The organism is Streptomyces sp. NPDC111606 (assembly GCF_055656945.1).
The window spans coordinates 1,195,378-1,216,040 of sequence record NZ_JBVKBY010000001.1 but is presented as its reverse complement, the minus strand read 5'-3'; the positions used below and the strand labels follow the sequence as shown (position 1 = coordinate 1,216,040).

General features: G+C 70.8%; 18 protein-coding genes. 4 read left to right on the top strand and 14 right to left on the bottom strand.

What is annotated here, in order from left to right; genetic code table 11:
- Positions 1–102 precede the first annotated feature (102 nt).
- The gene (gene pepN, locus ACZ7M7_RS05535; protein ID WP_472113029.1) at positions 103–2,703 is read right to left on the bottom strand and encodes an aminopeptidase N; all 2,601 of its coding nucleotides are present in this window, start codon (positions 2,701–2,703) and stop codon (positions 103–105) included.
- A gap of 147 nt (positions 2,704–2,850) precedes the next feature.
- On the opposite strand from pepN, the gene ACZ7M7_RS05530 reads away from it, so the two are divergent.
- Entirely contained in the window at positions 2,851–3,489 is a 639-nt protein-coding gene (locus tag ACZ7M7_RS05530; protein WP_472113026.1) for a mycothiol-dependent nitroreductase Rv2466c family protein, read from the top strand.
- Between the two features lie 13 nt (positions 3,490–3,502).
- Here ACZ7M7_RS05530 and ACZ7M7_RS05525 read toward each other — a convergent pair whose 3' ends face one another.
- The 10 genes from ACZ7M7_RS05525 to ACZ7M7_RS05480 all read right to left on the bottom strand — a co-directional run bounded on the left by ACZ7M7_RS05525 (position 3,503) and on the right by ACZ7M7_RS05480 (position 13,527).
- Entirely contained in the window at positions 3,503–3,730 is a 228-nt protein-coding gene (locus tag ACZ7M7_RS05525) for a hypothetical protein (protein WP_383613340.1), read from the bottom strand.
- A complete protein-coding gene (locus ACZ7M7_RS05520) occupies positions 3,730–4,785 on the bottom strand; it encodes a glycerophosphodiester phosphodiesterase family protein (protein ID WP_472113022.1) in 1,056 nt (351 codons plus the stop codon). The genes ACZ7M7_RS05525 and ACZ7M7_RS05520 overlap by 1 nt, the downstream gene beginning before the upstream one ends.
- A gap of 26 nt (positions 4,786–4,811) precedes the next feature.
- Positions 4,812–6,239: an FGGY family carbohydrate kinase gene (locus ACZ7M7_RS05515; RefSeq protein ID WP_472113019.1), complete on the bottom strand. Its 1,428-nt coding sequence runs from the start codon at positions 6,237–6,239 to the stop codon at positions 4,812–4,814.
- A 163-nt stretch (positions 6,240–6,402) separates the two neighbouring features.
- Positions 6,403–7,431: a 2-hydroxyacid dehydrogenase gene (locus tag ACZ7M7_RS05510; RefSeq protein WP_472113015.1), complete on the bottom strand. Its 1,029-nt coding sequence runs from the start codon at positions 7,429–7,431 to the stop codon at positions 6,403–6,405.
- Positions 7,428–8,510, bottom strand: a complete 1,083-nt coding sequence (locus ACZ7M7_RS05505) for an ABC transporter ATP-binding protein (protein WP_472113012.1) — start codon at positions 8,508–8,510, stop codon at positions 7,428–7,430. Before ACZ7M7_RS05505 ends, ACZ7M7_RS05510 begins: the two co-directional genes overlap by 4 nt.
- The gene (locus tag ACZ7M7_RS05500; RefSeq protein ID WP_472113946.1) at positions 8,488–9,261 is read right to left on the bottom strand and encodes a DeoR/GlpR family DNA-binding transcription regulator; all 774 of its coding nucleotides are present in this window, start codon (positions 9,259–9,261) and stop codon (positions 8,488–8,490) included. The genes ACZ7M7_RS05505 and ACZ7M7_RS05500 overlap by 23 nt, the downstream gene beginning before the upstream one ends.
- A gap of 50 nt (positions 9,262–9,311) precedes the next feature.
- Positions 9,312–10,397 (bottom strand): ABC transporter ATP-binding protein, encoded by a 1,086-nt coding sequence (locus ACZ7M7_RS05495; protein ID WP_472113009.1) that lies wholly within the window; start codon positions 10,395–10,397, stop codon positions 9,312–9,314.
- The gene (locus ACZ7M7_RS05490) at positions 10,394–11,224 is read right to left on the bottom strand and encodes a carbohydrate ABC transporter permease (protein ID WP_472113006.1); all 831 of its coding nucleotides are present in this window, start codon (positions 11,222–11,224) and stop codon (positions 10,394–10,396) included. Before ACZ7M7_RS05490 ends, ACZ7M7_RS05495 begins: the two co-directional genes overlap by 4 nt.
- On the bottom strand, positions 11,221–12,102 hold the full coding sequence (locus tag ACZ7M7_RS05485; protein ID WP_383613317.1) for a carbohydrate ABC transporter permease: 882 nt from the start codon (positions 12,100–12,102) through the stop codon (positions 11,221–11,223). The genes ACZ7M7_RS05490 and ACZ7M7_RS05485 overlap by 4 nt, the downstream gene beginning before the upstream one ends.
- A gap of 3 nt (positions 12,103–12,105) precedes the next feature.
- A complete protein-coding gene (locus tag ACZ7M7_RS05480) occupies positions 12,106–13,527 on the bottom strand; it encodes an ABC transporter substrate-binding protein (protein ID WP_472113003.1) in 1,422 nt (473 codons plus the stop codon).
- Positions 13,528–13,695: 168 nt separating this feature from the next.
- Between ACZ7M7_RS05480 and ACZ7M7_RS05475 the strand changes: the two genes are divergently transcribed.
- The 3 genes from ACZ7M7_RS05475 to ACZ7M7_RS05465 all read left to right on the top strand — a co-directional run bounded on the left by ACZ7M7_RS05475 (position 13,696) and on the right by ACZ7M7_RS05465 (position 16,664).
- Positions 13,696–15,180, top strand: a complete 1,485-nt coding sequence (locus ACZ7M7_RS05475; RefSeq protein ID WP_472113000.1) for an FGGY-family carbohydrate kinase — start codon at positions 13,696–13,698, stop codon at positions 15,178–15,180.
- Between the two features lie 68 nt (positions 15,181–15,248).
- Positions 15,249–15,872 (top strand): histidine phosphatase family protein, encoded by a 624-nt coding sequence (locus tag ACZ7M7_RS05470; RefSeq protein WP_472112997.1) that lies wholly within the window; start codon positions 15,249–15,251, stop codon positions 15,870–15,872.
- Between the two features lie 12 nt (positions 15,873–15,884).
- Entirely contained in the window at positions 15,885–16,664 is a 780-nt protein-coding gene (locus ACZ7M7_RS05465; RefSeq protein ID WP_472112994.1) for an SAM-dependent methyltransferase, read from the top strand.
- 205 nt (positions 16,665–16,869) lie between these two features.
- Here the strand turns inward: ACZ7M7_RS05465 and ACZ7M7_RS05460 are convergent, their stop codons facing one another.
- The 3 genes from ACZ7M7_RS05460 to ACZ7M7_RS05450 all read right to left on the bottom strand — a co-directional run bounded on the left by ACZ7M7_RS05460 (position 16,870) and on the right by ACZ7M7_RS05450 (position 20,643).
- Positions 16,870–18,264 (bottom strand): amino acid permease, encoded by a 1,395-nt coding sequence (locus tag ACZ7M7_RS05460; RefSeq protein ID WP_472112991.1) that lies wholly within the window; start codon positions 18,262–18,264, stop codon positions 16,870–16,872.
- A gap of 121 nt (positions 18,265–18,385) precedes the next feature.
- Positions 18,386–19,279, bottom strand: coding sequence for a TauD/TfdA dioxygenase family protein (locus tag ACZ7M7_RS05455; protein WP_472112988.1), 894 nt, complete (start codon positions 19,277–19,279; stop codon positions 18,386–18,388).
- Between the two features lie 11 nt (positions 19,280–19,290).
- Complete coding sequence (locus tag ACZ7M7_RS05450) at positions 19,291–20,643, bottom strand: LLM class flavin-dependent oxidoreductase (protein WP_472112985.1); 1,353 nt, start codon at positions 20,641–20,643, stop codon at positions 19,291–19,293.
- Positions 20,644–20,663: the final 20 nt, after the last annotated feature.

The following is a 20,663-nucleotide window of genomic DNA, read 5'->3' as shown; positions in this document are numbered from 1 at the left end:
GGCACGGAAAACCCCTGGTCCGTTCGGGTGGGACCAGGGGTTACGGCTGCTATTGCCTGAATTCCGTAACGGTCACGGACGGCCGTGATCGTTGGCCAAAGGTCATCCGGCGGTTGACGCGCCGGCGGCCGCCGCGTCACACGCCTGGCCCCGCAGCCCCCGCGCCAGATCGTCCCGCGCCTCCAGCACCAGCCGCCGCAGCGCCGGCGCCGCGTCCTCGTGGGCCGCGAGCCACGCGTCGGTCGCGTCCAGCGTGGCCCGCGACTGCTGGAGCGCCGGGAACAGGCCCCGGACCACGTCCATGCCGATCTGGATGGACCGCTCCGTCCACACCCGCTCGATCGCCGCGAAGTACTTCCCGGCGTACGGCGCGAGCAGCTCCCGCTGGGACGGCTGGGCGAAGCCGGAGATGGTCGCCTCGACCAGGGCGTTGGACAGCGCGTCCGACTCGACGACCTGCGCCCACGCCTGCGCCTTCACCGCCTCCGACGGCCGGGCGGCGAGACAGCGGACCTGGTGGCGCCTGCCGGACGCCGTGTCGTCGCGGGCCAGTTCGGCAGCCAGCACCGACTCGTCCGCCGCCCCATGTGCGGCCAGCGGCTCCAGGAACGCCCAGCGCAGCTCCTGGTCGACATCCAGCCCGTCGATCTTCTCCGTGCCCTCCAGCAGACCCCGCAGCAACCCCAGGTCCTCCGGCCCCGACGCCACCGACGCGAGGAACCGCGCCCACGCCAACTGCTGCTCGCTGCCCGGCGCGGCGGCCCGCAGCTCCCGCAACGCGCCCTCGGCCAGCAGCCGTTCACCGGTCCCGCGCCACTCGGGCGCCCCGTAGTTCACCAGCGACGAGTTCGCCCACGCATGCAGCATCTGCAGCACGCCGATGTCGGACTCGCGCCCCGCGAACCGCAGCACCAGCGCCACGAAGTCCCGCGCCGGCAACAGCGCGTCCCGCGTCATGTTCCACAACGCCGACCAGCACAGGGCACGGGCGAGCGGGTCGGTCAACGCACCCAGGTGCTCCCGCAGGGTGGCCAGGGACGTCTCGTCGAAGCGGGTCTTGCAGTACGTCAGGTCGTCGTCGTTGACCAGCACCAGCTCCGGCGCCTCCGCACCCGCGAGCTCCGCCACGACCGTGCGCGGACCGTAGACGTCCACCTCGGCCTGCGCGTACCGCTCCAGCGCCCCGTCCGAGCCCCGCCGGTACAGGCCCACCGCCACCCGGTGCGGGCGCAGTTCGGGGTGCGACTCGGCCGCCTCCTGCACCACCGCCAGCTCGTCGACCCGGCCCGCGGCGTCCAGCAGCACCTGCGGGGTCAGCGAGTTCACGCCCGCCGTCTGCAGCCAGGAGCGCGCCCAGACGCCCATGTCCCGGCCGCTGGTCTCCTCCAGCACCGACAGCAGATCACCGAGCCGCGTGTTGCCGTACGCATGCCGCTTGAAGTAGCGCCGCGCACCCTCCAGGAACGCGTCCTGGCCGACGTACGCGACGAGTTGCTTCAGGACCGAGGCCCCCTTCGCGTACGTGATGCCGTCGAAGTTGAGCTTCGCGTCCTGCAGGTCGCGGATGTCCGCGGTGATCGGGTGCGTGGACGGCAGCTGGTCGGCGCGGTACGCCCACGCCTTGCGGCGGTTGGCGAAGGTGATCCAGGCGTCCTTGAAGCGGGTCGCGCCGACGTTCGCGAACGTGCCCATGAAGTCCGCGAAGGACTCCTTGAGCCACAGGTCGTCCCACCACTCCATGGTGACCAGGTCGCCGAACCACATGTGCGCCATCTCGTGCAGGACGACGTTCGCCCGGCCCTCGTACGACGCCCGCGTCACCTTGCCGCGGAAGATGAACTCCTCCCGGAAGGTCACCATCCCCGGGTTCTCCATCGCGCCGAGGTTGTACTCGGGCACGAACGCCTGGTCGTACTTCCCGAAGGGGTACGGGTAGTCGAAGTGGTCGTGGAAGAAGTCCAGGCCCTGCTTGGTGACCAGGAAGACGTCGTCGGCGTCGAAGTACGGGGCGAGGCCCTTGCGGCACATCGCGCCGAGCGGGATCCGGAGCGTCGTGCCGTCGGCGAACGTGCGGGAGTACGAGTCCGTGACGTAGTGGTACGGGCCGGCCACCACACAGGTGATGTACGTCGAGATCGGCTTGGTCTCCGCGAACCGCCAGGTGCCGTCGGTGAGTTCACCGGCCCCGTTGCTCCACACCGTCCACCCCTCGGGCGCCCGCACCTCGAAGCGGAACGGCGCCTTGAGGTCGGGCTGCTCGAAGTTCGCGAACACGCGGCGGGAGTCGGCCGGCTCGTACTGCGTGTAGAGGTAGACCTCGCCGTCCTCCGGGTCGACGAAGCGGTGCATGCCCTCACCGGTGCGGGAGTAGGCGCACTGTGCGTCGACGACGAGCTCGTTGTCCGCGGCGAGGTCCTCCAGGACGATCCGCGAGCCGTCGAAGACCTCGCTCGGGTCCAGGTCCCTGCCGTTGAGGGAGACGGCCGTCACGCTCGGCGCGATCAGGTCCGCGAAGCTGGTGGCGCCTGGCTCGGCGCACCGGAAGCGGATCGTGGTGACCGAGCGGAAGGTGCGCGGCGCCCCGCCGTCGGGGTCCCCCTCGTCGAGGGCCGAACGCACGTCGAGGGACACGTCGTACCCGTCGACGGCCAGCAGGGCGGCCCGCTCCCGGGCCTCGTCGCGGGACAGATTCTCACCGGGCACGAGCGGCACTCCCTCACGTGGTGTTCAGTATGCGGACAGCCTGATCCTGCCATGCGCCCCTGATCCACGGCACCGGGGAATGGCGGGGCGAGCAGCGGTGTTGCCCGAGAGGTTCGGCTGAGACCTGCTTGCCTCATGAGGAGAGACATGTCGGAGAAGACCCCCGTCGACTTCTGGTTCGACCCGCTGTGCCCCTGGGCCTGGATGACCTCGCGTTGGGTGCTGGAGGTGGAGAAGGTCCGTGACATCGAGGTCCGCTGGCATGTGATGAGCCTGGCCGTTCTCAACGAGAACAAGCTGGACGACCTGCCCGAGCAGTACCGCGAGCTGCTGGAGACCAAGGCGTGGGGTCCCGTCCGGGTCGTCATCGCCGCGCAGGAGGAGCACGGCGCCGAGGTGCTCGGCGACCTCTACACCGCGCTCGGCACCCGCATCCACAACCAGGAGGAGGGCCCCGGCAAGGAGACCGTGGCCGCCGCCCTGAAGGACGTCGGCCTGCCCGAGTCCCTCCTGGAGCACTGGGACGGCACCCCCTACGAGCCGCAGCTGCGCGCCTCCCACAAGGAGGGCATCGACAAGGTCGGCCAGGAGGTCGGCACCCCCGTCATCGCCGTTCCCGGCGCCGACGGCGAGCAGATCGCCTTCTTCGGCCCCGTCGTCACCCCCGCCCCCAAGGGCGAGGACGCCGCCAGGCTCTGGGACGGCACCCTCGCCGTGGCCTCCGTGCCGGGCTTCTACGAGATCAAGCGGACGCGGACGAAGGGGCCGGACTTCAGCAACCTGTAAGGCTCACCCCGGCTCACCCCGGTTCCGTGACGGCGGCCTGGATCTTCAGTTCCTCCGGGAGCAGGCCGCCGTCGCTCTGCCTGTGCCAGGGCTGGTACCAACGGCAGCCCTCGGCCGTGCAGCGCCACAGGTCGGCGGTGAAGCCGTGCTTCTCCTTGATCGCCGCCCGCTCCCGGTCGTCGAGCTTCCTGAACACCTGCATGCTGCGACAGGTACGGCAGTTCTTGTCCCGGAAAAACATCAGCCCCTCCTAGCCATCACCGCCAGATCGGGGAAGTCGGTCACGACCGCGTCGACCCCCAGCCCGTAGTACAGCGCGTACTCGGCGAACGCGTCCCCGAAATCGTTCGGTCCGCCACCGCGCCGGAAGTGCGCCGGCAAGAACTGATTCTCCGCGCGGAAGGTGTACGGCCCGATCCGCAGCCCCGCCGCATGCGCGTCCGAGACGAGCGACGTACCGGCGACCGACGACTTGTCCGGCCCGATCCACTGCGCGTACTCGGCGATCCGCGCCAGCCCCGCCGCGCTCATCATGTCCTTGTACGTCGTCGGATCACCGGCCGAGACCAGGTCGTACGGCCCACCCGTGGTCCCCAGCGCCTGCCACAGCGGCACCCGCAGCCGCTCCGCCGCGATCCGCTTCAGACTCGTCGGCTCGAAGGACTGCACCACGCACTCGCGCGGGCCGAGCCGGTTGCGACGGATCACGTACGCGAGCTTCGGCTCCAGCGGCAGGCCGATGGAGCGGAAGTACGTCGGATGCTTGGTCTCCGGGAAGACGGCGATCGTACGGCCGTAGGCCCTCGACAGCCTGCGCGCCAGATCCACCACCTCCTGGAAGGTGAGGACCTCCTCCCGGCCGTCGAACACGGTGTTGCGGTTGCGGACCAGCGGCAGCCGCTCCACCGCCCGCAGCCTCTTCAGCTCCGCCAGCGTGAAGTCCTCCGTGAACCAGCCGGTCACCGACCGCCCGTCCACTGTCCTCGTCGTACGGCGGTCCGTGAACTCCGGGTGCGACGCCACGTCCGTCGTCTGCGAGATCTCGTTCTCGTGCCGGACGACCAGGACGTGGTCCTTCGTCGGCACGAGGTCCGGTTCGATCCAGTCGGCGCCGGTCTGCACGGCGTACGTGTAGGAGGCCGCCGTGTGTTCGGGGCGCCAGCCGGCCGCGCCGCGATGGCCGATGACGACCGGCCGCGTCGAAGGGCGGGGGCCGGCGGCCGCCGGTGCGGGTACGGCCACGGCCGCCGTGGTGCCGGCGGCCGCGAGCAGCAGGGATCTACGTCTCGGATGCATGCAACTCCCTTTCGTCGTACGGCTCTTCAGGTACGTCGTGCCCGGTCGCGCGCCTCGGTCAGCCGGGCCAGATGGTCCTCGTACGCCCTCGCGTAGTACGCCGCCCGCTCTCCGTCTGGCTCGACGACCGCCGTCGGCCGCGTCCACGCCTCCGCGTCCAGCGCCACCCCGTACCGCTCGGCCGCCGCCAGCACGGCACCCCGCGCGCCCACCTCGCCCTCGACGACCCGCAGCGGGCGCCCGAGGACGTCGGCGAGCAGCCGCATCCAGGCCGGGCTGCGCGTACCGCCGCCGCACACGGCCAGCGTCCCCGTGAGGCCCGCCGCCTGCAGACAGTGCCGGGCCGCGTAGCCGATGCCCTCGCAGGTCGCCCGGACGAGGTCGGCGCGGGTCGACTCCAGGGAGACGCCGGTCAGTTCGGCGCGCAGACGTGGTTCGACGAAGGGCGCGCGTTCGCCCGAGGGCGCGAAGTACGGCAGCACCCGCACTCCGTGCGCCCCCGGCGGGGTCTCGGCCAGCAGCCCGTCGACCTCCTCGTGCCGGACGCCCGTCGTCGACAGCACCCAGTCCAGCGCGGCCGTACCGACCATCGCGGGCATCGCGCGCAGCCAGTGGCCCGGGCGGTCGGTGTTGATGAACAGGCCGGCCGGCTCACCGGTCAGGTCCAGGTCGGTGCTGGCGACCAGGCTGGCCAGACAGGTGCCGACGATGAGGAGACCGTCGCCGGGGGACGTCACGCCCGCGCCGAGCGCGCAGGCGGGCAGGTCGTAAGGGCCGTTCGCGATCCGGGTCCCGGCCGGGAGGCCCTCGCCGCGCGTCCGTGCGGTCGCGACCGGATCGCTGACGGGGGCGAGGAGGCCGCGGCGGTGGGTCAGGCCGAGGAGTTCGACGACCCGGTTGTCGTACGTCCGTGTCCGCGGGTCCAGGAACGGCATCGAGGCGTCCGACACATCAGTCGTCGGCCCCGCCCCCGTCAGTCGCTGGAACACCATGTCCTTGCAGTACAGGGCGACGGCCGCGGCATCCAGAGCCTTCGGCTCGTGACTGTCCAGCCAGGCCAGCAGCGGCCCCGGAGACCCCGGGAACATCGCGCCCCCCGTGCGCCGGAACACCGTCTCGAACGTCCCGTCCGCCAGCCAGCGGTCGACCAGTTCGTGCGCCCGGCCGTCCATCCACGAGGCGGCGGGCCGCACGGGGTGTCCGTCCGCGTCCACCAGCCATACGCCGTCGCCCTGGCCGGTCAGCCCGGCCAGCTCGATCTCCTCCGGCACCTGTTCGGTGACCTCGCCGAGGACGGCCACGACCGCCCCGTACACCTCCTCCATGTCCTGCTCGACGAACCCGCCCCGCAGGGCGAGGTCCACCGGGCGGGTGGCGACGGCCAGTTCACGGCCCGCCGAGTCGAACGCGGCAGCCTTCACCGTGGACGTGCCCACATCGATACCGACGTACATTCCAACCCACCTCTTTGGCTCGGTCGGCCGTGCAGTGCCTTTGTGCAGCTGGCGTGCCGAATGGTTGGTTCGGTCGCCTTCGGGGCGCCTCACGGCCGGTGTCGTCGGACCAGTGAGGTTGGTGGGCCCGCACCCGGAGCCGGGGCTCCCGGCGCACCCCACCTCAAGTCAGGCAGTGCGCGAGTGGCTCCCCGCGTGCCCAGCGGCCCACTTCCCCGGCGGCGATACGGGCCGCCTTCTCCGCGACCGCGCGGGACGCGCCGCCCAGGTGGGGGGTCAGGACGACGCGGTCGGCGAGGGCGTGCAGGCGGGAGTCCGAGGGGAGCGGCTCCCGCTCGTAGGTGTCGAGGGCCGCCGTGGACAGGCGCCCGCTCTCCAGGGCGTCGCACAGCGCGTCCTCGTCCAGCAACGGCCCCCGTGCCGCGTTCACGACCACCGCGCCCTGCGGCAGCAGGGCGAGTTCGCGGGCGCCGATCAGGCCGCGCGTCTCGGCCGTGAGGCGGGCGTGCAGGCTGATCACCTGTGAGGTCCGCAGGAGTTCGTCCAGGGAGGCGACGCGCAGGCCGTGGATCTCGCCGTGGACGTAGGGGTCGTGGACCATGACCCGCGCACCGAACGCGCCCAGCACGCGTGCCACCCGGCTGCCCACCGCCCCGTAGCCGACCAGGCCGACCGGCAGGTCCTCCAGCTCCAGGCCGCTGTGCTCGTAGGTGTAGTAGGTCGCCCCCTCCCAACTGCCCTGCCGGGCAAGGAGGTCGTGGGCCTGCGGGATGCGGCGCAGGGCCGCCAGCATCAGGCCGACCGTGAACTCGGCGGTGGCGGCGGCGTTGCGGCCGGGCGCGTAGCAGACCCGGACGTCGTGCCGCTTGGCCGCGTCCAGGTTCACGTTCACCGGGCCGCCCCGGCAGACGACGACCAGACGCAGGCCGGGGCAGGCGTCGAGGACGCGTTCCGTGACCGGCCCCATCTGGGTGACCAGCACCTGCGCCCCGGCGAGCGCCTCGATCAGCGCGTCCTCGGCGTCGCTCGCCTCCGTCACCTCCGCCACCGGGCCGAAGGGCTCCAGCGGCCAGCCGAGGGTCAGTTCGGCCACTTCGCAGCTGAGTTCAGGGTCCAGCGCCGCTCTGATCAACGACGGCAGGATGAAGTGGTCGCCCGCGGCCACCACGCGCACGCTGTTCCCGTTGGTCATCGCAGGGAGTCTCCTGTCTCGGCGTCGAAGACATGGGTGAGGTGAGGGTCGGCGGCGACGTGGACGCGGTCGTCGTGGGCGAGGCGGACCTCGGGGTCGGTGAGGACGACCAGGGGGTTGTCGACGCCGTCGAGGGTGAGCGTCGCGATGCCCGACTCCAGGAGCGGTTCGTGGGCCACGACGCGGGCGGGCAGGCCGTCGTCCTCGCCGGTCAGGGTCAGGTCCTCGGGGCGGATGCCGACCGTCACCTCCCGGCCCTCGGCCACCGGCACCGGCAGCGCGATCCGTACCGTTTCGGAGAGGCGGGCGTGGGCGTCGGTGTCCGCGGTGCCGGGGAGGAGGTTGATCGCGGGTTCCCCGACGAAGTCCGCAACGAAGACGTTGGCGGGGCTGTCGTAGATCTCGTACGGGGTGCCGAGCTGCTGGATGACGCCGTCCTTCATCACGGCGATCCGGTCGGCGAGGGACAGGGCCTCTTCCTGGTCGTGGGTGACCAGGATGGTCGTATGGCCCAGGTCGCGCTGGATGCGCTTGAGTTCGCGGCGGGTCGTGTCGCGCTGGGCGGCGTCGAGGTGGGACAGGGGCTCGTCGAGGAGCAGGACGTCGGGTTCGCGGATCAGGGCCCGGGCCAGGGACACGCGTTGCTTCTGGCCGCTGGAGAGGCCGGCGGGGTGGGCGTCGAGGATGGCGGTGAGGTCGACGCGTTCGGCGATCTCCTTGACCTTGCGGTCGACGTCGGCCCGGTCCGCCCGTCTGCGTGCCCTGAGGCCGAACGCGAGGTTCTGCGCCACCGTCAGCGGCGGGTAGAGGGCGTAGTTCTCGAACGCGACCCCGATGTTGCGCTGCTGGGCCGGCCGCGCGGTCACGGACGCCCCGCCGACCAGGATGTCCCCGCCGGTCACCGTCTCCAGCCCGGCGATCATGCGCAGGGTGGTGGACTTGCCGCAGCCCGACGGGCCCAGGAGGCCGAGCAGTTCCCCGGAACGCAGGGCGAGGTCGATGCCGCGCACGGCGTCCACCGCGGGGCGGCCCCGTGCGCGGTAGGTCTTGCGCAGGTCACGTAGCTCCAGCTCGGTCATCGCTGCCCTTCGTCGCGCATACCTCGTAACGGACCTTGTGCTCGTCCAGGTCCCGCAGCGCCTCCGCCGACGCCCCGTCGTCCACGAGGAGCAGGTCGAAGCGGGAGAGGGGGACCACCCGGTGCAGGGCGACGCGGGCGAGCTTGGTGTGGTCGATCAGCAGGATGTTGCGGGCGGCCGCGTCGAGCATGGCCCGCTTCACCGACACGATGTGCTGCTCCTGGTGGTAGGCGTAACCCCCGCGCACGGCCGACGTCGACGCGAAGCAGACGTCCACGCGCAGCTGCTCGATCGCCTCGACGCAGGACACGCCGAGGAAGGACGAGTGCAGCGGGTCGTAGTCGCCGCCCAGGGCCATGAGGTGGATGCCGCGCTGGTCGGAGAGGAGGTTGATGGCCTCCAGGAAGTTGGTGACGACCGTCAGCGGGGTCACCTCCCCGAGCCGCAGCCTGCGGGCTATCTCCAGGGTGGAGGTGGAGTCGTCCAGCATGATCGCCATGCCGGGCTCGATCAGCTTCAGCGCACGGTCGGCCACGGCGGCCTTCTGCGCGCGCATGGTCTTCAGCCGGTACTGGACGTTGGACTCGAAGACACCGGACGGCTGCGCGGTCACCCCACCCCTCGACTTCCGTACGATTCCCTGCCGTTCGAGCTCGTCGAGGTCCCGGTGGATCGTCATCAGGCTCACGCCGAACCGCTCGGCCAGCTCGGCGGCCGTCGCCGAGCCGTCCGCGAGGACTTGCTCGGCCATGGCGGCCTGGCGGGCGGCGGGGCCCTGCGGACCGCTGCTGTGGTTGCTGCTCAACGTGTCTCGATCCGTCGTCCTGGACGCTCCGGCCGGTCGGCCTCGAACAGCAACAGGTTCTCAGGCCGGACCGACAGCCGGACCGGATCGTCGGGTCGAAGGCCGGCCGCGTCGCCGCGCGGGGCGACCAGCGACACGTGCTGCTCGCCGAGCCGGACGGTGACCTCGACGGACCGGCCGAGCACCTCGGTGACGTAGACGGTGCCGGTGAGCTCGTGTCCCCGGCCGTTCAGCTCGATGTCCCGTGGACGCACGCCGACCAGTACCTCGGTGCCGGGGGCGGCGTCGGCCCGCATCGGCAGCTCGACCTTGCCGTCCGCCGAGCGGAAGCTCCCGTCGGGCGCGAGGGCTCCCGGCAGCAGGTTGATGCGGGGCCGCCCGAAGGCGCGGGCGACCTCCGTGTCGTGGGGCCGGTACCAGATCTCCTCCCGCGTCCCCGTCTGCACGATCCGCCCGCCCCGGATGACCCCGATCCGGTCGCCGAGCGCCAGCGCCTCGACGGAGTCGTGGGTGACGTAGAGGGTGGTCGTGCGCCGCACCGCCCCGATCGCCTTCAGCTCGGCCCGCATCTGCTGGCGCAGCTTGGCGTCGAGGTGGGACAGCGGCTCGTCCAGGAGGAAGGCCCGGGCCGGGCGGACCAGGACACGGCCGAGGGCGACGCGCTGCCGCTGGCCGTTGGAGAGCCGGCCGACCGGGCGGTCCAACAGGGCCGAAATGCCCAGGAGTTCGGCCACCTCGCCGATCCGTTCCCGGGCCTGCGCAGCGGGGAGGCGGTGCCGGGGGGAGCGGAGCGGCGAGGCGAGATTGTCGTAGGCCGACTTGTGCGGGTAGAGGGCGTAGCTCTCGAAGCACATCGCCACGCCACGGTCGTAGGGCTCGATGCCGCGCATGTCCTTGCCGTCGAGTTCGACCGTGCCGGCGTCGGGCGTCTCCAGCCCGGCGACGGTCTTCAGGGTCGTGGTCTTGCCGGCGCCGGACGGGCCGAGCAGGCAGAAGAACTCGCCCTCGGACACGTCCAGTTCCAGCCCGTCCAGCGCTGTGACCTTGCCGAACGTCTTGCGGATCTCCCGCAGGCGGATCATGACTTCACCGCCCCGAACGACAGCCCCCGCACCAGGTACCGCTGGATGGTGAGGGCCAGCAGCAGCGGCGGTATGACGGACACGAGCGCGGCGGCGGCCGTGAGGTTGTACTTGGGCCGGTCCCCGCCCAGGAACGACAGCGCGCCCACGGTCACGGTCTGCGCCTCGTTGGAGGTCAGGATCAGCGGGAAGACGAAGTTGTTCCACGCGAAGATGAAGGCGAGCAGGGACACGGCGGCCACTCCCGGCTTCACCAGCGGAAGGGCCACCTTCACGAACGCCTGCTTGCGTGTGTAGCCGTCCAGCAGCGCCGCCTGCTCCAGTTCGGGCGTGAGGTCGGCGAAGTACGACCGCATGATCCACACGATCAGCGGCAGCGTGACCAGTTGAAGTACCCACACCATGCCGACGTACGTGTCGAACAGCCCGAGCTTCTGGTACAGCACGAACAGCGGGATGATCACGGTGAGTTCGGGTGCGAACCGGAACGACAGCAGCGTGAACATCAGGTTCTCCGAGCCCTTGAAACGCCAGCGCGCCGAGGCGTACGCGGCCGGCAGCCCGACCAGGAGCGACAGCGCGACCGCTCCCACCGACACCACCAGGCTGTTGACGAAGAACCGCACGAACGGGATGCCCTCGCTGTCGCCGAGGACCGTGCGGTAGCCGTCGAGGGTGGGGGAGAACGAGAAGTAGGTGGAGAAGAGCTGGTTCGTGGGCTTCAGCGACAGGATCACCATCCAGGCGATCGGGAACAGTGCGAAGACGAAGTAGAGGATGAGGGCGGTGTCGGCCAGCCACCCCAACAGGCGTTTCTTGACGGTCATTTCACCTCCGCGGCCTTCCGCTGGATCTTCCCCAGGTGCTTCACCAGCACCATCGCGGCGAGATACACCACGGCCCACAGCACGATCGTGTAGCTGATCCCGAACGAGTACCGCTGGAAGCGGATCGCCTCCAGGTAGGCCCGGATCTGGAGCACGACGGTCGAGTCGCCCGGCCCGCCCTCCGTGAGGGCGTAGATGATGTCGAACACCTTCAGCGAGTCCATGAACCGGAAGATCACCGCCACCAGGACGTACGGCCACAGCATCGGCAGTGTCAGCCGCCGGAAGGTGTACCACCAGCCCGCCCCGTCGACGGCCGCGGCCTCGAAGGGAGAGGTCGGCAGCGAACGCAGGCCGGCCAGGGCGAGGATCGCCACGAACGGGGTGTAGACCCAGACGTCCACGGCGATCGACGACAGCAGCGCGCCGGTCGGCGTGTCCGTCCACTGGACGCCGCCGAGCCCGAAGGGTCTCAGCAGGTAGTTGATCACTCCCACCGAAGGCTGGAGCATCAGCTTCCAGATGATTGCCGCGATCACCGGCGCGATCATCAGCGGCAGGATGAGGATCTTCTCCAGCACCCGTCCGACCAGCGACGACCGGTGCAGCAGCAGGGCGACGGCGACCCCGAGGACCGTCTCGACGGCGGCTGCCCCCACCGCGTACAGCACCGTCACCCACGCCGAGTTCCAGAAGGCCTCCTGCGTGAAGACGGTCTCGTAGTTCTCGAACCGCACCATGTCCGGCTGGGGCTTGCTCGCCGAGAAGTCGAACAGGGTGTAGTAGAGGCCGAGCCCGAAGGGGTAGAGGATTCCGCAGGTCAGCAGCAGGGCGGGGACGATCAGGAGGTACGGGCGCAGGGCGAGCCGCCATCCCATCGGCTAGCCCACCTTGTCGGCGAGGTCGCCCGCCAGCCCGTCGAGCACCGACTTGGCACCGCCGCCGCCGTAGATCTCCTGGAGCGCGGCGGCCCAGCTGGTGGTCGCGTCGAAGAACTGCGCCTGCGGGGTGAACTGGATCTTCGTCTGGTCGACGACGGTCTCGAAGGTCTCGATGAAGCCCGGCAGGTGCCGCATCTTGTCCTTGTAGGCGCTGTCGTCGGCGATCGACTTGCGCACCGGGTCGATGTGGTTGTGCGTGATCGCGCTCTTGTGCAGGTGCTCCTTGCCGGTCGCCCACTGCAGGAACAGCCAACTGGCGCTCTTCTTCTTGCTCTTGGCGTTCATGCCGAGCGACCAGATCCACATGTTGGTGGCCAGCGACCCGTCCGGTCCCTTCGGGCCGGGGTGGAAGGCGATCTTCCCGGAGGCCGGGCTCGCCCCCTCGACCGCCTGGAAGTAGGCGGCCGTGTCCGCGTCGAACAGCATCCCGGCCTTCTTCGCACCGAGGTCGCTGGAGCACTGGTACCAGGTGTACGACGTCCAGGACGGCGGCCCGCCCTGCTTGACCATGCCGGCCCAGTCCTCGGTGAACGCGACGGCCTGCGGGGTGTTCATGGCCGGTGTGAGCTTCCCGCCCTGGACTGTGAAGTCCTTGAGCCCGTTGCGGGCGTACATCGTCATGAAGCCCGGGTGGATGGTGGCCCAGCTCCGGGACCCGCGGACGGCGATGCCGTACATGCCGTCGAAGCCCGCGCCCGGCGCCTTCTGCTTGATGGCCCCGGCGATGTCGCGCAGTTCGTCGAAGGTTTCGGCGGGCTTGAGGCCGAGCTTCTTGAAGACGTCCGTGTTGTAGGCGACGACGTTGGTCTCCCAGCCCCACGGCAGCGCGTACTGTCCGCCCTGCCCGAGCGGCGCGCCCGCCTTCAGGGACCACTGGTCGGCCTGGAGGAGGTTCGGGAAGAAGTCGGCCTGGTCCCATTCGGCGCCGGTCGCCGAGGAGTTGCGCATCCAGGGGCCGAGGTCCTCCAGCCAGCCGGGCGGCCCGTACTGCCACACCATGTACGCGCCGAGCATGAAGACGTCGTACGAGGCCCGGCCGCTGGACAGGTCGACGGTGAGCTTGTCGAAGTAGTTGTCCTCGGGGAAGACGTCGTACTCGACCTTGATGCCGGTCTTCGCCGTGAAGGACTTCAGGTCGGCGATGAGCGCGTCCGTGTACGGGTGCTTGTTGAGCAGCGCCTTGACGGTCGTGCCCTTCTCCCGCTTCCAGTCGAAGGAGCCGGTGACGTCCTCCGCCGCCGAGCCGTCGCTCTTGTTGTCGTCACCGCCGAACCCGGCCCCGCAGGCCGCGAGCAGCGGGGTCGCTGCGGCCGCGGCGGTCAGGGCGAGGAAGCGCCGGCGGTCGTGCACGTGCATGTCCATCCGTGACCTCCACGTGGGGTTGGGCCATCCGGGTGCAGGGGTTAACACGGCGAGTCGACTCGTTAACAGAGGGTGGAACGGCGGAAGTTGGGCGTCAATCCCTCGCGCAAGGGAAAATCTCAGGGCAGAGTGTGAAGTTCACGGATCGAGATGTGCGGGAGGTCCGGTATGGCACACGAACAGCCCCGTATGACGCATGATCAGGACGACGCATGGCTCGGGATCGACCTCGGCACCCAGAGCGTGAGGGTCCTGCTGGTCACCGGGGACGGCACCGTGCTCGGCAGCGGCTCGGCGCCCCTCGGCGGGCGGCGGGAGGGGGTGCGGCATGAGCAGGATCCGGGGGAGTGGTGGGACGCGGTGTGTACGGCGTCTCGGGCCGCGCTCGGTGCCCTGCGGGGGGTACGGATCGGCGGGCTCGCGGTGTGCGGGACGTCCGGCACCGTGCTCCTGACGGACGGGGCGGGGCGGCCGAAGAGCCCCGCGCTGATGTACGACGACGGACGGGCGACGGTTCAGGCGGCGCGGGCGCGGATGACGGGGCTCCAGGTGCAGGACACCTGGGCGCTGCCGAAGGCGCTGTGGCTGACCGAGACGTACGGCCAGGGGCGGGTCACCCATCAGCCGGACCTCATGGTCTCCCTGCTCACCGGCGAACTGCCGCCGGCCGACTCCAGCCACGCCCTGAAGACGGGCTACGACCTGGAGCGGGACGCCTGGCCGGCCATGCTGGCCCGGCTGGGCCTGCCCGACGCGGTGATCCCGGACGTCGTACGCCCCGGCACCCTCCTCGGCGAGGTCTCCCCGACCGCATCCGAGGCCACCGGCATCCCCGCCGGCACCCCCGTCATCGCGGGGATGACCGACGGCTGCGCGGCCCAGATCGCCTCCGCCGCCCTGCGCCCCGGCTCCTGGAACTCGGTGCTCGGCACCACGCTGGTCCTCAAGGGCGCGTCCCCGACCCTGGTCCGGGACCCCACCGGCGTGGTCTACAACCACCGTGCCCCGGACGGCAGTTGGCTGCCCGGCGGCGCCTCCAGCGTGGGCGCGGGCGTGCTCACGGCGGCGTTCGCGGGCGCCGACCCGGCGGCCATGGACACGCTGGCCGCCTCCTACGAGCCGTCCGGCGCGATCACCTACCCCCTCGTGTCACCCGGCGAGCGGTTCCCGTTCCTGGCCCCGAAGGCCGTCGCGATCGTCCTGGGCGAACCCGAGTCGGACGCCGACCTGTGGGCCGGGCTCCTGCAGGGCATCGCCTTCACGGAACGCCTGTGCCTGGACTATCTGCACCACCTCGGCGCACCCCTCGACGGCCCCCTCACCTTCACGGGCGGCGCCGCCCGCAGCCCGTACTGGAACCAGCTGCGCGCCGACATCCTGGGCCGCCCGGCCTGCGTACCGCAGCAGACGGAACCGGCCCTGGGGATGGCGGCGCTGGCGGCGTACGGAGCGGGCGCGGCGCCCGGTCTGGCGGAGGCCGCGGAGGGCATGGTCCGCATCGGCACGACCGTCGAACCCCGCCCCGGCCGCGCCGCCCGCTTCGCCGCGCCGTACGCGCGCCTGATCGACGAACTGACCGCCCGGGGCTGGCTCCCGCCCCCGGTCCAGGCGCACGCACTCGCGCGCCTGGACGCGGATACTTCGGCCTCATGAGCACGGGCACGGACACGGGCGCAGGCAAGGACAGAGGCAAGGGAACGGGCATGGGTGTGGAGCCGGTCATGAGTACGACGCTGTTGCTGGTCCGGCACGGACAGACGATCTGGCATGCCGAGAACCGCTACGCCGGGATCAGCGACGTGCCCCTCACCGACACGGGGCGCGCCCAGGCCGCGGCCCTCGGCCGCTGGGCCGCCGCCCACCCGGTCGACGCGATCTGGACCTCGCCCCTGTCCCGCGCCGTGGTCACCGCCGACCCCGCCTGCCGGGCCCTCGGCATCACCCCGCACCGCGAACCCGGCCTGCGTGAATGCGACTTCGGCGTGCTGGAGGGCCGTACGCTCGCGCAGTTCGCGGCCGAGGATCCCGAGGCGGCGGAGGCCTTCCGCACCGACCCGGTGGCCCACCCCTTCCCGGACGCCGAGAACCCCGTCGCCGCCGCCGAGCGCGGTGCCGCCGCCCTGCGCCGCATCGCCGCCGCCCACCCCGGCGGACGCGTCCTCGTCGTCGCCCACAACACCCTCTTCCGACTGGCGCTGTGCACGCTGCTGTCCATCCCGGCCGGGGAGTACCGCAGAGTGTTCCCGAAGTTGCGCAACGTGGCGATCAGCGAACTCCACATGAAAACCGACGGTTCTGCGGCACTTCTCTCCCTCAATGTGCCGTGCGAGCCTGACGTGTCGTAGGACCATGTGCCCATGACGGAGATCGACACCTCGGTACCGCACTCGGCCAGGATCTGGAACTACTGGCTGGGCGGCAAGGACAACTACCCCGTGGACGAGGCGGCCGGCGACGCCTACACCGCCGTGTACCCCGGCATCGTCACCATCGCCCGCAGCAGCCGCGCCTTCCTGGGCCGCAGCATCCGGTACCTGGTCACGGAGGCGGGGGTACGCCAGTTCCTCGACGTCGGCACGGGCCTGCCCACCGTCGACAACACCCACGAGGTCGCCCAGAGCCTCGCCCCCGAGTCGAAGATCGTCTACGTCGACAACGACCCGCTGGTTCTGGCCCACGCCCGCGCCCTGCTCACCTCGACGCCCGAGGGCGTGACGGCGTACGAGGACCTGAGCCTGTACGAGCCGGAGAAGATCCTCGAGGCGGCGTCCCGCACCCTCGACCTCTCCCGCCCCACGGCCCTGATCCTCAGCGGCATCCTCGGCCACGTCACCGACTACGAGCAGGCCCGCGGCATCGTCCGCGGCCTCCTGGCGGGGCTGCCCTCCGGCAGCTACCTCTCCCTCAACGAGGGCTCCCGGGGCACCGACCCGGCCTACGAGCAGGCCCAGGACGCCTACAACGAGACCGGCGCCGTCCCGTACTTCCTGCGCCCGGTCGACCAGATCACCGCGTACTTCGAGGGCTTGGACCTGGTTGAGCCCGGCATCGTCTCCGTCCCGCTCTGGCACCCGGACCCGTCCGACGAGGAGCCGCAGCCGATCGGCCAGCACGGCGGACTGGGCCGCAAGCCCTGACGCCCTCCGGCGGCACGGGAAAGCCCCCGCGAGTCAGGTCCTCGCGGGGGCTTCCTTCATTCCGCCTGCATCGTGAAGGGTGAGAAGACGATCACGAGGCAGGGCGCCTTGTTGCAAGTAGCTTGCAACAACAAGCTAACAGCAAAAAGCCCCCGTGTGGATGACACGGGGGCCTTGATGCCGTCGGACTGCCGTCCGGGATGCGTCAGCTCTTGGCGCGGGCCTTCTGCCAGGCGAACCCGACGACCGCCAGCAACAGCGTCATGCCGCCCGTCGAGTACAGCTGCACGCGTGTGTCCGGCTCCCGGGCCATGAGGACGAAGATGGCCGCCATGCCGGCCAGCGCGACCCAGGTCAGGACCGGGAACGCCCACATCCGCACGACCAGCTTCTCCGGCGTTTCGCGCTCGAGCCGGCGGCGCAGCCGCAGCTGGGAGACGGCGATGAAGATCCAGACGACCAGGATGACCGCGCCGATCATGTTCAGCAGCCAGGGGAAGACGTCGTCCGGCCGCCAGTAGCTCAGCACCACGCACACGAAGCCGAACACCGAGGACGCGAGGACCGCGACGCGCGGGACGCCGCCCGACACCCGGCCCAGGGTCTTGGGTCCCTGGCCGCGCTGGACGAGCGAGTACGCGATGCGCGAGGAGCCATAGATGTTGGCGTTCATGGCGCTCAGCAGGGCGACCAGGACCACGACGTTCATCAGCTGACCGGCGCCGGGGATGCCGAGGTGGTCGAGGGTGGCGACGTACGGGCCCTTCTCGACGACCTCCTTTGAGTCCCAGGGGACGAGGGTCACGACGACCGCCATGGAGCCGATGTAGAAGAGGGCGATCCGCCACATCGCCGTGCGGACCGCGCTCGCGACGCCGCTGACCGGGTTCTCCGACTCCGCCGCGGCGATGGTGACCGTCTCCATGCCGCCGTAGGCGAAGACTGATGCCAATAGGCCGATGATCAAGCCCTCGGTACCGTTCGGGAGGAATCCGCCCTCACCGGTGAGGTGCGCGGTGCCCGGCGCGTCCGTGCCCGGCAGGACGCCCGCGATCGCCAGCCCGCCCAGCACCAGGAACAGCGCGATCGCGCCGACCTTCAGGGCCGCGAACCAGAACTCGAACTCGCCGAAGTTCTTCACGGCGGCGAGGTTCGCACCGCAGAAGACGACCATGAAGAGGGCCACCCAGGCCCACTCCGGAGTGTGCGGAAGCCAGGTCGTGACGATCTTCGCGGCGCCGATGCCCTCCAGGCCGACGGCCGTGCAGAGCAGCACCCAGAACGACCAGCCGGCCGTGAAGCCGGCCCACGGGCCGATCGCCCGCTCGGCGTGCGCGGAGAACGAGCCGGAGGAGGGATACGCGGCCGACATCTCGCCGAGCATCCGCATCACCAGCATCACGAGGAGGCCGGAGAGGACGTACGCGATGACGATCGAGGGGCCGGCGGCGGCGATACCGGCGCCGGACCCGACGAACAGGCCCGCGCCGATGACACCGCCGAGGGCGATCATCGACAGGTGGCGCTGCTTGAGGCCGTGATTCAGTCCGGGGGAGACGTCGTCCGCCTGCGGGGGCGTCTCCGTGGTGCTGTTGGGCATGGGCGCGGCTCGTCCAATGCAGAAGGAGGGCAAAAACGCCCACAGTCTGGGCAGCCTCTCCGTTCAGGAGGAGAGACTGCCCACTATGCGGACACTTACCGCACCTACTGTGACGCCCCGGCTACGCAGCGACGGGTGTGTAGTGCGACGCGTCCCCCTCGATCGAGTAGCTCTCCTTGCCCTCGATGCCTGCGGGCACGTCACCGGCGACGGTCACCCGGTGCAGGCGGCGCGGCAGCCCGTCGTAGTTGGCGACGGCGTAGTGCTGGGTGATGCGGTTGTCGAAGACGACCAGCTGGTTCTCGGACCAGCGGTGGCGAAGGATGTTCTCCGGCCGGGTGACGTACGCCTGGAGCAGGTCGAGGATCCTGCGGGACTCGCCCGGCGAGAGGCCCACGATCCGCTGCGCGAACCCGCCGATGAACAGGCCGCGCTCACCCGACAGCGGATGGACGCGGACGACCGGGTGGACCGTGCGGTACTTGATCGACGTGAACTCGGCGCGGTTGGCGGCCTGCTGCTCGTCGACGTCCTCGTCCGGCACGGCGTAGTCGTAGTCGTTGGTGTGCTCCGCCCACAGGGAGTCGGCCAGCTTCCGCAGTGGCTCGGGCAGCTGCCGGTAGGCGGCCGCCGAGCTGGCGATCAGGGTCTCGCCGCCGTACGGCGGGATCGTGATGCTGCGCAGGGTGGTGGCCTGCGGCGGGTTGAGGACGAAGGTGACGTCGGTGTGCCAGTGGTTGGCGGCACGGCCGCGCTCGCTGTCGACGGGCAGCACGTTCGGGGTGCCGGCGACGGAGGAGACCGTCGGGTGGGCGGTGGTGACGTCGCCGAAGTGACGGACGAAGGACTGGTGGGTCTCGTCGTCGAGGTTCACGTCGTCGAAGACGAGTGCCTTGTGGGCGGTGAGGGCCTCGCGCAGGGCGGCGACCGTCTCCTGGCCGAGGGGCCGGGAGATGTCCACGCCAAAGACGCGGGCGCCGATGTTGGCGGTGACCTTCTGGATCTCGATGGACATGTGCGGTCCTTTCAGACGAGGGCGGGGGTGCCGGTTGCGGGGGCACTGACGTACTGGTTGGCGGGGCGCGGGAGGCCGTAGCGCTCGCGCAGGGTGCGGCGCGGGCCGTACTCCGTGCGGAGCAGACCGCGGGCGCGGAGGATCGGGACGACGTGGTCGACGAAGGTGTCGAGGCCGGAGGGCAGGACCGGCGGCATGATGTTGAAGCCGTCGGCGGCGCCCTGCGTGAACCAGGTCTCGATGGCGTCGGCGACCTGCTCGGGCGTACCGGCGAACGTCAGGTGCCCACGGCCGCCGCCGAGGCGCCCGATCAGCTGGCGCACGGTGAGCCGCTCGCGCCGGGCCAGCTCGACGACGAGCGTGTAGCGGCTCTTGGCGCCCTCGATGGCGTCCTCGGGCGGCAGATCGGCGGGGAGTTCGGAGTCCAGCTCCAGGACACCGGACGGCAGTTGCAGCAGGCTCTCCAGCCGGCCCACCCCGTGCGCGTACACGATGTGGTCCTCCAGGACCTGCTCGGCCGCCCGAGCCTCGGCCTCCGTCGAGCCGATCACCGGGACGATGCCGGGCAGCACCTTGATGTGCTCGGGGTCGCGGCCGGCCGCCGCCGTACGTGCCTTGAGGTCGGCGTAGAAGACCCGCGCGTCCTCGAACGTCTGCTGCGCGGTGAACACGGCCTCCGCGTACCGGGCGGCGAAGCCCTTGCCGTCCTCGCTCGAACCGGCCTGCACGAGCAGCGGATAGCCCTGCGGGCTGCGCGGGACGTTGAGGGCGCCCTCGACGCTGAAGTACGTCCCCTGGTGCCGGGGCGGATGGATCTTGGCGTCGTCGCCCCACACGCCGGCCGCCTTGTCGGCGACGATCGCGTCGTCCTCCCAGCTGTCCCAGAGCTTCAGGGCGACGTCCAGGAACTCGGCGGCGCGGCCGTACCGCTCAGCGTGCGCGGGCTCCGCGTCCAGCCCGAAGTTACGGGCGGCCTCCGCTCCCGCCGTGGTGACGATGTTCCAGCCCGCCCGGCCGCCGCTGATGATGTCGAGCGAGGCGAACTTGCGGGCCAGGTTGTAGGGGGAGTTGTAGGAGGTGGAGGCGGTGGCGATCAGCCCGATGTGCTCGGTGGCCGTCGCCAGCGCGGTGAGCAGCGTGAGCGGTTCCAGGGCGCCGGCGGGGCGCTGGGCGAGGTTGTTCCACAGCTGGGGGCCGTCGGCGAGGAACAGGGAGTCGAAGGTGCCGCGTTCGGCGACACGGGCCAGGGTGACGTAGTGGGCCAGATCCACGTGCGCGTACGGGTCGCTCTCGGGGAGCCGCCAGGAGGCCTCGTGGTGGCCGGTGTTCATGAGGAAGGCGTTGAGGTGGAGTTGCCGGGGCATGCAGTGTCCTTCGTTCTGGA